Annotated in this window: 14 protein-coding genes; 10 read left to right on the forward strand and 4 right to left on the reverse strand. The window is 60.7% G+C overall.

Annotated elements, in window-relative coordinates; all coding sequences use genetic code 11:
- Positions 1 to 134: 134 nt before the first annotated feature.
- From def to B0W55_RS00275, 5 genes are all read left to right on the forward strand, one after another.
- On the forward strand, positions 135 to 641 hold the full coding sequence (gene def, locus B0W55_RS00255; protein ID WP_077044070.1) for a peptide deformylase: 507 nt from the start codon (positions 135 to 137) through the stop codon (positions 639 to 641).
- Between the two features lie 70 nt (positions 642 to 711).
- Positions 712 to 1671, forward strand: coding sequence for a methionyl-tRNA formyltransferase (gene fmt / locus B0W55_RS00260; protein WP_077044071.1), 960 nt, complete (start codon positions 712 to 714; stop codon positions 1669 to 1671).
- Complete coding sequence (gene rsmB / locus B0W55_RS00265; protein ID WP_077044072.1) at positions 1668 to 2978, forward strand: 16S rRNA (cytosine(967)-C(5))-methyltransferase RsmB; 1311 nt, start codon at positions 1668 to 1670, stop codon at positions 2976 to 2978. Before fmt ends, rsmB begins: the two co-directional genes overlap by 4 nt.
- A gap of 22 nt (positions 2979 to 3000) precedes the next feature.
- Positions 3001 to 4374 (forward strand): Trk system potassium transporter TrkA, encoded by a 1374-nt coding sequence (trkA, locus tag B0W55_RS00270; protein WP_077044073.1) that lies wholly within the window; start codon positions 3001 to 3003, stop codon positions 4372 to 4374.
- A gap of 128 nt (positions 4375 to 4502) precedes the next feature.
- Positions 4503 to 4796, forward strand: a complete 294-nt coding sequence (locus tag B0W55_RS00275) for a tetratricopeptide repeat protein (protein WP_175645448.1) — start codon at positions 4503 to 4505, stop codon at positions 4794 to 4796.
- Here B0W55_RS00275 and B0W55_RS00280 read toward each other — a convergent pair whose 3' ends face one another.
- From B0W55_RS00280 to B0W55_RS00290, 3 genes are all read right to left on the reverse strand, one after another.
- On the reverse strand, positions 4797 to 5036 hold the full coding sequence (locus B0W55_RS00280) for a PilZ domain-containing protein (protein WP_077044075.1): 240 nt from the start codon (positions 5034 to 5036) through the stop codon (positions 4797 to 4799). It abuts the gene before it with no gap.
- A 73-nt stretch (positions 5037 to 5109) separates the two neighbouring features.
- Positions 5110 to 5997 (reverse strand): lysophospholipid acyltransferase, encoded by an 888-nt coding sequence (locus B0W55_RS00285; RefSeq protein ID WP_077044076.1) that lies wholly within the window; start codon positions 5995 to 5997, stop codon positions 5110 to 5112.
- A 40-nt stretch (positions 5998 to 6037) separates the two neighbouring features.
- Positions 6038 to 6595, reverse strand: coding sequence for a DNA-3-methyladenine glycosylase I (locus tag B0W55_RS00290; RefSeq protein WP_077044077.1), 558 nt, complete (start codon positions 6593 to 6595; stop codon positions 6038 to 6040).
- 81 nt (positions 6596 to 6676) lie between these two features.
- Here B0W55_RS00290 and glyQ point away from each other — a divergent pair, with 81 nt between their 5' ends.
- The 4 genes from glyQ to B0W55_RS00310 all read left to right on the forward strand — a co-directional run bounded on the left by glyQ (position 6677) and on the right by B0W55_RS00310 (position 11068).
- The gene (gene glyQ, locus B0W55_RS00295) at positions 6677 to 7630 is read left to right on the forward strand and encodes a glycine--tRNA ligase subunit alpha (RefSeq protein ID WP_003213601.1); all 954 of its coding nucleotides are present in this window, start codon (positions 6677 to 6679) and stop codon (positions 7628 to 7630) included.
- Positions 7627 to 9681, forward strand: coding sequence for a glycine--tRNA ligase subunit beta (glyS, locus tag B0W55_RS00300; protein WP_077044078.1), 2055 nt, complete (start codon positions 7627 to 7629; stop codon positions 9679 to 9681). Before glyQ ends, glyS begins: the two co-directional genes overlap by 4 nt.
- Positions 9682 to 9687: 6 nt before the next feature.
- A complete protein-coding gene (gene gmhB / locus B0W55_RS00305; protein ID WP_077044079.1) occupies positions 9688 to 10221 on the forward strand; it encodes a D-glycero-beta-D-manno-heptose 1,7-bisphosphate 7-phosphatase in 534 nt (177 codons plus the stop codon).
- Positions 10222 to 10288: 67 nt separating this feature from the next.
- Positions 10289 to 11068 carry a 1-acyl-sn-glycerol-3-phosphate acyltransferase gene (locus B0W55_RS00310; protein WP_077044080.1) on the forward strand — a complete coding sequence of 260 codons (780 nt, stop codon included), beginning with the start codon at positions 10289 to 10291 and terminating at the stop codon, positions 11066 to 11068.
- A 179-nt stretch (positions 11069 to 11247) separates the two neighbouring features.
- Here the strand turns inward: B0W55_RS00310 and B0W55_RS00315 are convergent, their stop codons facing one another.
- Entirely contained in the window at positions 11248 to 12777 is a 1530-nt protein-coding gene (locus tag B0W55_RS00315) for a HAMP domain-containing sensor histidine kinase (RefSeq protein WP_256576153.1), read from the reverse strand.
- A 150-nt stretch (positions 12778 to 12927) separates the two neighbouring features.
- On the opposite strand from B0W55_RS00315, the gene B0W55_RS00320 reads away from it, so the two are divergent.
- The gene (locus tag B0W55_RS00320; RefSeq protein WP_077044082.1) at positions 12928 to 13647 is read left to right on the forward strand and encodes a response regulator transcription factor; all 720 of its coding nucleotides are present in this window, start codon (positions 12928 to 12930) and stop codon (positions 13645 to 13647) included.
- Positions 13648 to 13683: the final 36 nt, after the last annotated feature.

The following is a 13683-nucleotide window of genomic DNA, read 5'->3' on the forward strand; positions in this document are numbered from 1 at the left end:
CGCCAGAGCCGTCAGTGGCTCGCTCCCGGCTTGCTTATGAAAAGAAGGGAGCTACGTTTTACAAAGGTAGCCTGCATCCTCGGACTCGCCAGGCACCGACCCGACCTTACCTCACACGTGCAGTCATCAAGCTTATGGCCATTTTGAACATCCTCGAATTTCCTGACTCGCGCCTGCGTACCATCGCCAAACCGGTGGACGTAGTGGACGACGAAGTACGTCAGTTGGTCGATGACATGTTTGAAACAATGTATGAGGCGCCAGGCATCGGCCTTGCGGCGACTCAAGTCAACGTACACAAGCGCATCGTCGTGATGGACCTTTCCGAAGACCGCACCGAGCCGCGAGTGTTCATCAACCCCGAACTCGAGCCCCTGACCGACGACATGGGCCAGTATCAGGAAGGCTGTCTTTCGGTACCCGGCTTCTACGAAAACGTCGATCGCCCGCAACGGGTCAGGGTCAAGGCGCTGGACCGCGACGGCAAGCCCTACGAATTGATCGCCGAAGACCTGCTCGCCGTGTGCATCCAGCACGAATGCGACCACCTCAACGGCAAATTGTTCGTCGATTACCTGTCTACGCTCAAACGCGATCGCATCAAGAAGAAACTGGAAAAGCTTCATCGCCAGAACGCCTGATGCCCCTCTTCAAAGGCTTGCCGCGGCAAGCCTTTTTCTTTTCAAGAAGCTTTGCAATAGAGAGCCCCCCATGACCGAGCCACTGCGCATAGTCTTTGCCGGCACCCCGGAATTCGCCGCTGAACACCTCAAGGCCCTGCTGAGCAGCCCTTACGAGATCGTCGCGGTCTACACCCAACCGGATCGCCCGGCAGGTCGTGGGCAGAAACTGATGCCGAGCCCGGTCAAGCAGCTCGCCCTGGAGAACGACATCCCGGTGCTGCAACCGCCCACTCTGCGCAACGAAGACGCCCAGGTCGAACTGGCCGCGCTGAAACCGGACCTGATGGTGGTGGTTGCCTACGGCCTTATCCTGCCGCAAGTGGTGCTGGACATTCCGCGCCTGGGTTGCATCAACAGCCACGCCTCCCTGCTGCCGCGCTGGCGCGGTGCGGCGCCGATCCAGCGCGCCGTCGAAGCCGGGGACCGCGAAAGTGGTGTGACCGTGATGCGCATGGAAGCAGGCCTCGACACCGGGCCGATGCTGCTGAAAGTCACCACGCCGATCAGCGCCGAAGACACAGGTGGCAGCCTCCACGATCGCTTGGCCGAAATGGGCCCACCGGCCGTGGTGCAGGCCATCGCCGGCCTCGCCGCCGGCACCCTGGAGGGCGAAGTGCAGGACGACAGCCTCGCCACCTACGCGCATAAATTGAACAAGGACGAAGCGCGCATCGACTGGACCCGCCCGGCGGTTGAGCTGGAACGCCTGGTGCGCGCGTTCAACCCGTGGCCGATCACCCACAGCACGTTGAACGGCGAAGCCTTGAAAGTCCTGGCCGCCAGCCTGACTGAAGGGAAGGGCGCACCGGGTGAAATCCTCGGCGCCAGCAAGGATGGCTTGCTCGTTGCCTGCGGTGAGCAGGCCCTGTGCCTGACCCGCCTGCAATTGCCCGGTGGCAAGGCGCTGAACTTCAGCGATCTGTTCAACAGCCGTCGTGAGAAATTCGCCACGGGCACCGTTCTCGGTCAAGCGGCGGACGCTCAATGAACCCTCGTCTGGCCGCCGCCAAGGCACTGGCTGCCGTACTCAGCGGAAAAGCCTCACTCAACAGCTCACTGCCAACGCAACTGGACAAGGTCGAGGACCGCGATCGCGGCTTCACCCAGGACCTGGCGTTTGGCACCGCACGTTGGCAGCCGCGCTTGTCGGCGCTGGCGGCCAAGTTGCTGCAAAAGCCGTTCAAGGCCGCCGATGCCGATGTCGAAGCGTTGTTGCTGGTCGGCCTCTATCAATTGCTCTACACCCGGGTGCCGGCCCACGCCGCCATCGGCGAAACCGTCGGTTGCGCCGACAAGCTGAAAAAACCCTGGGCCAAAGCCTTGCTCAACGCCGTATTGCGCCGTGCCCAGCGCGAAAACGAAGCGTTGCTGGCCGAGCTGGAACACGATCCGGTGGTACGCACCGCTCACCCACGCTGGCTGCAAAAATCCCTGAAGGCCTTCTGGCCTGAACAATGGGAAGTGATCTGCGCGGCGAACAACGCCCATCCGCCGATGATTCTGCGGGTCAACCGCCGCCATCACTCTCGCGATGCCTATCTGCAGCTGCTGGCGCAGGCTGGCATTGCCGCCAGCCCCTGCGTCTACAGCCGCGACGGCATCATCCTCGACGCAGCCGCCGACGTGCGCAGCCTGCCGGGATTCGCCGAAGGCTGGATCAGCGTGCAGGATGAAGCCGCGCAACTGGCTGCCGATCTGCTCGACCTGGCACCGGGCCAACGGGTGCTGGACGCCTGCTGCGCGCCGGGCGGCAAGACCTGTCATATCCTTGAAGCCGAGCCGGCCCTCGCCGGCGTGGTCGCCGTGGACCTGGAAGCCAAGCGCCTGGTGCGGGTGCGGGAAAACCTCGAACGCCTGGGCCTGAGCGCCGAACTGATCGCCGCGGACGGTCGCGACACCGACACCTGGTGGGACGGCAAGCCGTTCCAGCGCATCCTGCTGGACGCGCCATGTTCGGCCACCGGCGTGATCCGCCGCCACCCGGACATCAAACTCACCCGCCAACCCGATGACATTGGTGCGCTGGCGCTGCTGCAAGGCGAACTGCTCGACGCGATGTGGAAAACCCTGGAAGTCGGCGGCATCCTGCTCTACGCCACCTGCTCCACCTTGCCGACCGAGAACACCGAAGTCATCGAAGCCTTCCTCACCCGCACCCCGGGTGCACGTGAGCTGGACCTGGCCACCGCGGCCGGCATCAAGCAGCCCCACGGTCGCCAACTGCTGGCCCAGGAAGGCGGCCACGACGGGTTCTACTACGCCAAGCTGATCAAGATCGCCGCCGCGCGCGGTTAAACGGATTCAATGGAGTGACTGGATGAAAATCATCATCCTTGGTGCGGGGCAGGTCGGTGGTTCGCTGGCCGAACACCTGGCCAGCGAGGCCAATGACATTACGGTGGTGGACACCGACGGCGAACGCCTGCGCGACCTCGGCGACCGCCTGGACATCCGTACGGTGCAGGGTCGTGGCTCGATCCCGAGCGTGTTGCGTCAGGCCGGCGCCGATGACGCCGACATGCTGGTGGCCGTGACCAACAGTGACGAAACCAACATGGTCGCTTGTCAGGTCGCCCATACCCTGTTCCACACCCCGACCAAAATCGCCCGGGTCCGCGAAGCCGCGTACCTGACCCGCGCCGAACTGTTCGATAACGACGCGATCCCGGTGGACGTGCTGATCAGCCCGGAACAGGTGGTCACCAACTACATCAAGCGCCTGATCCAGCATCCGGGCGCCCTGCAGGTGATCGACTTCGCCGAAGGCAAGGCGCAGCTGGTTGCGGTGAAGGCTTATTACGGCGGGCCGCTGGTGGGTCAGCAACTGCGGCAGCTGCGCGAGCACATGCCGAACGTGGAAACCCGGGTCGCGGCGATTTTCCGTCGGGACCGGCCGATCCTGCCCCAGGGCGATACCGTGATCGAAGCGGACGATGAAGTGTTCTTCATCGCCGCCCGGGCGAACATTCGCGCGGTGATGAGCGAAATGCGCCGTCTGGACGAAACCTACAAGCGCATCGTCATCGCCGGGGGCGGGCAGATCGGTGAGCGCCTGGCCGAAGCCATCGAAAGCCGCTACCAGGTGAAAATCATCGAGATGAACCCGGCACGCTGCCGTCATCTTTCCGATCACCTGGACAGCACCGTGGTGCTGCAGGGCAGTGCTTCGGACCGGGATCTGCTGCTGGAAGAGAACATCGCGGACGCGGACATCTTCCTGGCCCTGACCAACGACGACGAGGCCAACATCATGTCATCGCTGCTGGCCAAGCGCCTGGGCGCGAAGAAGGTGATGACCATCATCAACAACCCGGCCTACGTCGACCTGATCCAGGGCGGCGACATCGATATCGCCATCAGCCCGCAGTTGGCGACCATCGGAACCTTGCTCGCCCACGTGCGGCGTGGCGATATCGTCAGCGTGCACTCACTGCGCCGGGGCGCGGCGGAAGCCATCGAAGCCATTGCCCACGGCGACGCTAAATCGAGCAAGGTGATCGGCAAGGCCATCGAAAACATCGGCCTGCCGCCGGGCACTACCATCGGCGCGATCATTCGTGACGAAGAAGTGATCATTGCCCACGACGACACCGTGATCCAGACCGGCGACCATGTGATCCTGTTCCTTGTGGATAAAAAGCATATTCGGGATGTGGAGAAGTTGTTTCATGTGGGGCTGAGCTTCTTCTGAGGTGCTGCGCAAACGGCGCTGGCTTCATCGCTGGCCGCTACCCCTGTGGGAGCTAGCCTGCTAGCGATAGCAACTCAACTGACTTACTTATCTCAAGGAATCCCCCTGTGATCGAATCCCTGGAAAAAATGCTCGCCAAGGGTGTGGATAACTCACTGCTGCGCTTCGGCCTGGGCAAGGGTTATCTGGATCTTGGGGAAAACGCCAAGGCTGCTGAGCATTTTCAGCGGTGCGTCGAACTCGATCCGAAGTATTCGGCAGCCTGGAAACTGTTGGGCAAGGCCCATCTGGCACTGGCGGACCCTGCAGCCGCACGCCTGGCCTGGGAGAAGGGCCTGGAAGCCGCGCAGAACCACGGCGACAAGCAAGCCGAGAAGGAAATGACGGTGTTCCTGAAAAAACTGGACCGTCAGGCGCCCTGATCAGAGATAGCGCAAACCAATGCCTTCGGCATCCACTTGCACCACTTCCATTCGCACCTTGGGCGCGCCTGTGGGTAAGTCCTGAACCTGCCCATACACCACCGCGCCTCTGGGCAGGTTGGACAAGGCGGGATGCTTGACGTAGACACCCGTGGCCGACAGGTTTCGTGTCTGCCCCAGGCATTCGCCAAAGCTTTCATGACTGATCTTGATGCGAAACGATTTGCGTTGTTCGGACATCTTCTGCGCCCTTGAATGAACCGTTGTGGATAACTCCCCCAACGAGGTTATCCACAGATCATGCCAAACCGACTCAGTACCAGCGTTCCTCACCCGGAGGACGCTTCTTGAAGCGCTTCATGCTCCACATGTACTGGCTCGGATAGGCCCGCACATAGCGCTCGACCACCTGGCTCATCGCCGCGCAGGACGTGGCAGTATCGGTGCTGTACATGGCCTCGGGCGCGGCTTCCAGAATCACCTTGTAGCCCGAGCCGTCCGGCAGCCGCAGCGCATGCAGGAACACGCCGACCGCCTTGCCGCCGGCGAGCATGTTCGGCACGAATTTGCTGGTCAGAGCCTGGGTGGCGAAGAAGGGGACGAAGATACCGGCGGATTCGGCCGGTTCCGGGTCAGCGGGAATGCCCACCGCACCACCTTTGCGCACTTCCTTGATGACGCTGAGGATGCCTTCCTTTGTGGAAGCAGCCACTTTGTTGCCCAGTTGAACCCGCTGCTTTTGCAGCAATTCATCCACAGCCTTGAGCTTCGGCGGGCGGTAGAAAATGATCGGTTTGCACTGGCTGCAGTAGAAGTGATTGAGCACTTCCCAGTTGCCGAGGTGGCTGGTGATGCCAACCACGCCCTTGCCTGAGGCGAGGGCGTCCTTCAGGACATCAAGGCCTTCAACTTCGCGCACCAGGTCTATGGAACGCTGGGCCGGCCAGATCCAGGCGCAGGCGCTTTCGGTCAGGGACTTGCCGATGTCTTTCAGGCTTTGACCCACCAGACGTTCGCGTTCGGCAGGGTCCATGTCCGGGAAGCACTTGGCGAGGTTGATCCGCACCACGTCGCGGGAACGGTTGGGGGTTTTCCACATCAGCCAGCCAATCGCTGAGCCGACGGCCTGCACTGCCCGCCACGGGAGCAGGGCAAACAGCCGCAGAGCGCCTACCAGCAAGGCGCCTTTAAACTTTTCCACAGGTCACTCCTGATCTTGTGCTGTGCGCGAGGCGGCCATTCTAACCGCCGTTGGCCAGCATCGCGTAGCGATCGCAGTCCTGCGTGTGGTCCATGACCATGCCCGAGGCCTGCATCAGCGCGTAGCAGATCGTTGGCCCGACGAAGGTGAAGCCAGCCTTTTTCAGGGCCTTGCTCATCTCCACGGCCTGGGGCGTGATGGCCGGCACTTCGCTGCGATCCTTGAAATGATTGATCACAGGCGTGCCATCGACGAAGGACCAGAGAAACGCCACCGGGTCCTCCAGCGCCAGCCAGGCCTGGGCATTGCGTCGGGCGGCATTGAGCTTGAGGCGATTGCGAATGATGCCGGGGTCGAGCATCAACTGATCGATTTCCGCGTCACTCATTTGGGCCACGCGCTGCACGTCAAAGCCAAACATCACCTGACGGTAATGCTCGCGTTTGCGCAACACGGTGATCCAGGAAAGGCCGGCCTGGAACCCTTCGAGCAAAAGCAACTCGAACAAACCCTGCGCATCGCGTAGTGGCGCGCCCCACTCCTGATCGTGATAAGCCATGTACAGTGGATCTTCGGTACACCAAAAGCAGCGTGGCATAAGGCTCCAGGGGGCGTGCGCAGCAATGAATCGGGTATACTCCCGCTCTTTAAATCGCAGCCCAAGAAACAGGTGAATTTCGTGAGCCAGCCTACGCCAGCCGTGCGTACCTTCCAAGACTTGATCCTCGCCCTCCAGCAATACTGGGCCGAGCAAGGTTGCGTGGTACTTCAGCCCTACGATATGGAAGTAGGCGCCGGCACTTTCCACACCGCTACGTTCCTGCGCGCCATTGGCCCGGAAACCTGGAACGCCGCCTACGTTCAGCCAAGTCGTCGTCCGACTGACGGCCGCTACGGCGAAAACCCGAACCGTCTGCAGCACTACTACCAGTTCCAGGTGGTCCTCAAGCCAAACCCGGACAACTTCCAGGAGCTGTACCTGGGCTCGCTAAAGCACGTGGGCCTGGATCCGCTGGTGCACGACATCCGCTTCGTCGAAGACAACTGGGAATCGCCGACCCTCGGCGCCTGGGGTCTGGGCTGGGAAGTCTGGCTCAACGGCATGGAAGTGACGCAATTCACTTACTTCCAGCAAGCCGGCGGCATCGAGTGCTACCCGGTAACCGGCGAGATCACCTACGGCCTGGAGCGCCTGGCCATGTACCTGCAGGGCGTGGATTCGGTCTACGACCTGGTCTGGGCCGACGGTCCTTTCGGCAAGGTGACCTACGGCGACGTGTTCCACCAGAACGAAGTGGAGCAGTCGACCTACAACTTCGAACACGCCAACGTCGAGAAGCTGTTCGAACTGTTCGATTTCTATGAAAGCGAAGCCAAGCGGCTGATCGAGCTCGACCAGCCGCTGCCGTTGCCGAGCTACGAAATGGTGTTGAAGGCCTCCCATACCTTCAACCTGCTGGATGCACGCCGGGCGATTTCCGTGACCGCGCGTCAGCAATACATCCTGCGTGTTCGCACCCTGGCGCGTTCCGTTGCGCAAGCCTACCTGCTGGCTCGCGCCAAGCTGGGCTTCCCGATGGCGACCCCGGACCTGCGTGACGAAGTACTGGCCAAGCTGGAGGCTGCACAATGAGTGCTCTGGATTTTCTGGTTGAACTGGGCACTGAAGAACTGCCACCCAAGGCCCTGAACACCCTGGCCGAGGCGTTCCTTGCCGGTATCGACAAGGGCCTGCAAGCTGCCGGCCTGAATTACGAAACCAAAACCGTGTATGCCGCGCCGCGCCGCCTGGCCGTGCTGATCACCTCGCTGGCCACCCAGCAGCCGGATCGCAGCATCAACCTCGATGGCCCGCCACGTCAGGCCGCCTTCGATGCCGACGGCAACCCGACCCAGGCGGCACTGGGTTTTGCCAAGAAGTGCGGCGTCGACCTGAGCGAAATCGATCAGAGCGGCCCAAAACTGCGCTACAGCCAGAGCATCGCCGGCAAGCCGACTGCCAGCCTGCTGCCGACCATCGTCGAAGATTCCCTGAATGACCTGCCGATTCCAAAGCGCATGCGCTGGGGCGCGCGCAAGGAAGAGTTCGTGCGTCCAACCCAATGGCTGGTGATGCTGCTCGGTGACCAGGTCATCGACTGCACTATCCTCGCGCAAAAGGCCGGTCGCGATTCCCGCGGTCACCGCTTCCATCATCCGCAAAACGTGCGCATCGGTTCGCCGTCCAGCTACCTGGCAGACCTGCGCGCCGCTTACGTACTGGCCGATGCCAACGAGCGTCGCGACATCATCAGCAAGCGCACCGAAGAACTGGCGACCCGCCAGGAAGGCACCGCCATCGTGCCGCCGGACCTGCTGGACGAAGTGACCGCACTGGTCGAATGGCCCGTGCCGTTGGTGTGCTCGTTCGAAGAGCGCTTCCTCGATGTACCGCAAGAAGCCCTGATCACCACCATGCAGGACAACCAGAAGTACTTCTGCCTGCTGGACGTCGACGGCAAGTTGCTGCCACGTTTCATTACCGTGGCCAACATCGAGAGCAAAGACCCGCAGCAGATCATCGCCGGTAACGAGAAAGTGGTTCGCCCACGCCTGACCGACGCTGAGTTCTTCTTCAAGCAAGACAAGAAGCAGAAACTCGAAGACTTCAACCAGCGCCTGCAAAACGTGGTTTTCCAGGAAAAACTCGGCAGCGTCTACGACAAGGCCGAGCGAGTGTCCAAACTGGCCGCCTACATTGCCGCACGCATTGGTGGCAACGCTTCCTGGGCCGCGCGCGCAGGCTTGCTGTCCAAGTGCGACCTGGCGACCGAGATGGTCGGTGAGTTCCCGGAGATGCAAGGTGTTGCCGGCTACTACTACGCCCTCAACGATGGCGAGCCGGAAGATGTCGCCCTGGCGCTGAACGAGCAGTACATGCCGCGCGGTGCTGGCGCCGAGCTGCCGTCCACCCTGACCGGTGCGGCCGTGGCCATTGCCGACAAGCTCGACACCCTGGTGGGAATCTTTGGTATCGGCATGCTGCCAACCGGCAGCAAGGACCCGTACGCCCTGCGCCGTGCCGCACTGGGCGTGCTGCGCATCCTGATCGAGAAGCAACTGGACCTGGACCTGAACGACGCCGTGGCGTTCGCCGTGAATGCGTTCGGCGCCAAGGTCAAGGCGGCCGGCCTGAATGACGCGGTGCTGGAGTTCATCTTCGATCGTCTGCGTGCGCGTTACGAAGACGAAGGCGTGGATGTCGCGACCTACCTGTCGGTCCGTGCCCTGAAGCCGGGTTCGGCCCTGGACTTCGACCAGCGCGTACAAGCGGTGCAAGCGTTCCGCAAATTGCCGGAAGCCGCTGCCCTGGCTGCGGTGAACAAGCGCGTGTCGAACCTGCTGAGCAAAGTCGAAGGCTCTGTGCCGACCGTCGTCGAAGCCAAGTATTTCGACAACGCCAACGAGTTCTCCCTGTACTCGGCGATCCAGCAGGCAGACCAGGCCGTTCAACCGATGGCTGCGGCGCGTCAGTACAGCGAGTCTCTGGCACGCCTTGCTGCATTGCGCGAGCCGGTGGACGCGTTCTTCGAAGCGGTCATGGTCAACGCCGAAGATGCCAATGTGCGCGCCAACCGCTACGCACTGCTGGCGCGTCTGCGTGGCCTGTTCCTCGGTGTTGCCGACATTTCGTTGCTGGGGTAAGTCTGTTTGAAACTGCTGATTCTCGATCGGGACGGAGTGATCAATTACGACTCCGACGCATACATCAAGTCGGTGGAGGAGTGGATACCACTCCCCGGTTCGATCGAAGCCATTGCGCAGTTGAGCAAGGCCGGCTGGACGGTAGCGGTCGCTACCAACCAGTCGGGCATCGCTCGCGGCTATTACGACATCGCCACCCTCGACGCCATGCACGAGCGCTTGCGCTCGCTGGTGGCGCAGCAGGGTGGGGAAGTCGGGCTGATCGTCTATTGCCCGCACGGGCCGGACGATGGCTGCGATTGCCGCAAGCCAAAACCCGGGATGTTGAAAAACATCGCCGCTCATTACAACGTATCGCTGACCAATCTATGGTTCGTCGGCGATACTCTCGGTGACCTGGAAGCCGCCAAAGCCGTCGATTCACAGCCAGTTTTAGTTAAGACCGGAAAAGGCGAAAAGACGTTGGGCAAGACCCTCCCGGTAGGCACTTTGATTTTCGACGATCTGGCGGCGATTGCCGCAGAACTTATCCACAATTAGAGCGCTTTCGAAATCCTGACCAAGGAACGTTCGGGAGTGCGCTTGAACCGTTACGGTAAACGTCGCCATGTCGATACTGCAGGCCATCAGAACCTTTCTCTTTTACCTGCTGCTGGGCACCAGCTCCCTGCTGTGGTGCAGCCTGAGTTTTTTTATCGCGCCCTTTCTGCCGTTCAAGGCGCGCTATCGCTTCATCAACGTTTACTGGTGCCGCTGCGCCCTGTGGCTGAGCAAGGTGTTTCTCGGTATCCACTACGAAGTGAAAGGCGCAGAGAACGTGCCTGATCGGCCCTGCGTGATTCAGTCGAACCACCAGAGCACTTGGGAAACGTTTTTTCTGTCGGCCTACTTCGAGCCGCTGAGCCAGGTGCTCAAGCGTGAACTGCTGTATGTGCCGTTTTTTGGCTGGGCCATGGCCATGCTGCGTCCGATCGCCATCGACCGGGACAATCCCAAGGCTGCGCTCAAGCATGTGGCGAAGAAGGGCGACGAGTTGCTCAAGGACAATGTCTGGGTACTGATCTTCCCGGAAGGCACCCGTGTTCCCTACGGCACCATCGGCAAATTCTCCCGGGGGGGGACCGCGCTGGCGGTCAATGCCGAATTGCCAGTGCTGCCGATTGCCCACAACGCGGGCAAGTTCTGGCCCAAGACCGGTTGGGCGAAAAAGCAGGGCGTGATTACCGTGATCATCGGCGCACCGATGTACGCCGAGGGCAGCGGCCCACGCGCCATCGCCGATTTGAACGATCGGGTTCAAGCCTGGAACGAGCAAATGCAGCGGGAAATGGGCTCGCTGCCACCGGCACCGCAAGCGTCGGCTTCCAACGATCAGCTGGCTGTCTGAGATTCTGTGGATAACCTGTGTACGATATCCCATGAAAGCGTCGAATTATTAACGCAACTTAATGATTTATATACATATTTCATAAACAGATAAAACACCGAAAAACGTGCATAAGTTTTTTTCGGGCGCAAAAAAACCGGCAGATATAGCCGGTTTTTTTATAGCTTCGATTACCCGTTTCACTCCTCATAGAGCGGGAAGCGCAAAGTGAATCGCGTGCCTTCTCCCACTATGCTGCGACATTCGATCTGTCCGCCATGACGGTCTACCACCGCCTTGACCATCGACAGTCCAAGACCCACACCATCGATGCCTTGAGCCGAGGAAAAGCGCCGGTACTGGCTGAACAGATCCGGTAGTTCATGGGTGGCGATTCCCTTGCCCTGATCAGTGAGTTCGCAGGTAAGCCAGCCCTCGCCGCGGTCGACGTGCAGACTCACACGCGTCCCCTCGGCACTGTACTTGATCGCGTTCTCCAGCAAATTGAACATCGCCCGAGTCAGCAATGGCTGGTCCGCCATGATCAAACTTTCCTGTGCCTGTTCATCAATCTCCTGGACCAGTTCGATGTGCTTCTGTTGAGCGATGGGCAGCGCCTGATCGAACACATCCAGCACCACCATGGCAAACAGACTCGGCTGAAACTCATAGGCTTCGGATTCGGCCTTGGCCAGTTGAACGAAGCCGTCAGTCAGGTCCAGTGCCCGACGCACCTGCAATTCGATCTGGTTGAACAACTGCGCGTCACCGCCGACCTGATGCCGATGTACATCCAGAAGGGCAAGAATCGCCGAGTGGGGCGCGCGCAGGTCGTGGGACAGGAACCGCAGCATTACACTGCGCTGCTCCTCCGCTTCGCGCTCAACGCTCAAGTCTGTCAGGCTCAACAGCCAACCGACCGGCGTATCGCCATCTACCGGCAGCAAGGGAGCGCTTTCCAGGCGCAGGCTTCGCTCCTTGATGTCGCGAAACTCCAGCAGCGGGAGCTCAGATAGCAGGGCGGGGGTGCCTTGCGTCAATGCCGGATAGCCCAGATGTTTCAATTGCATGAGTACGTCATCGCCGACCAGATCGCTATTGAATAACTCGCGGGCTTTTCGGTTGCCTAACAGAATCCGGCCCTTTGGATCGCTGATCAACGTGGCGACCGGCAGGTATTCGAGGCCGTCCGCTATGAAACGGCGGGCATCGCGGGTACGGCCGATGGCTTGCTCCAAGGCAATGACCTGACCCCGCAAGCGGTCGCCGGTGGGAAAATGCGAGCGACGGCGTTCCGGAAAGATTTTCGGTTCGCTGTCCAGCCGCGCCAGTTCCCATCCAAAATAGGTCAACACCACACTCAAGCGCCGCCAGTTCCAGATCAGGTATCCAAACAGGATCCCCAGCACACTCGGCGTCGGTGACCACCATTGTTGTTGCTCCGCCAGCGCCGCACTGGCCAGAAACGCGCAGCCCATGCCCGCCAGGGTCAGCCAGAGCGCCAGGCGCGGCAGCCACAGCAGCAGTCCCAGTACGCAGATCACCAGTGCAAAGGAAAGCAGCGCACCTAACGCAGGCGTGTCATCGCGCAGGTTGATTTGCGCGCGATAGGACAACAACGCAGTCAATGGCAGCAGAACAAGACTTATCCACACCCATTCGCGGACCAGTTTCCTGAACAGCCGTTGGACTTGAGTCGGCTCGCGGCTTTCCCGACGACGCTCATTCATGTTGTCATTCATAGGGCACGGGTCTGGAAGGGTGAGTGAAATCATAGCGGACGTCGACCAGTGGTGGGTCTCTTACTTTGACTCCTCCAACCCAGCCGCTATTGTCCTATGCATAACGCAATGGCCGCAGAGCCAAGGAACCAGCGCACAATGCGTATCGCCATTCTCGACGACGAACCGGCCGAATTGCGCCGCGTGGAACAGACCCTCCATCAGATGGCCGACCCCGCAGAGGATGCGTGGTCATTGCACAGCTTCGAGAGAGGAGAGGACCTACTGCGCCAACTGCGCCGGGAAACCTACGACCTGCTCATCCTCGACTGGCAGCTGCCGGACCTGACGGGTATCGCGCTGTTGCAATGGACCCGCGAACACATGGACGCACCGCCTGCGGCCATCATGCTCACCAGTCGCGACACCGAAAGCGACATCGTCCAGGCCTTGAATGCCGGGGCCGATGACTACGTCAGCAAACCCTTCCGACCCAACGAACTCAAAGCTCGGGTCGCAGCGGTACTGCGTCGACATAGCCAGCAGCGTACGGCGGCATCGGAAGTGCTGAGCTTCAATGACCTGGTGTTCGACGATGCCGAACTGACGGTCAAGCGGGCGGGCACGCCGATCGTCATGACCGAGCGTGAGTATCGACTGGCTCGCTGCCTATTCACCAATCTGGGCCGGCCGTTGTCGCGGGAATATCTTTATCAGCGGTTTTGGACCCACGAAGAAATGGACTCATCGCGACCGCTCGATACGCATATCTATCGACTGCGTAACAAACTGGGGTTAACGGCAGATCGGGGTTGGCAGTTGCTGACGATCTATGGGTATGGATATCGGTTGGAGAGTGTGGCTGCGGTTAGCTCGTAACGGTTTATAGATAGCAATAAAAAAGGCCAACGCATC

Source organism: Pseudomonas sp. KK4 (assembly GCF_001984065.1).
In the GTDB taxonomy this organism is placed as follows: domain Bacteria; phylum Pseudomonadota; class Gammaproteobacteria; order Pseudomonadales; family Pseudomonadaceae; genus Aquipseudomonas.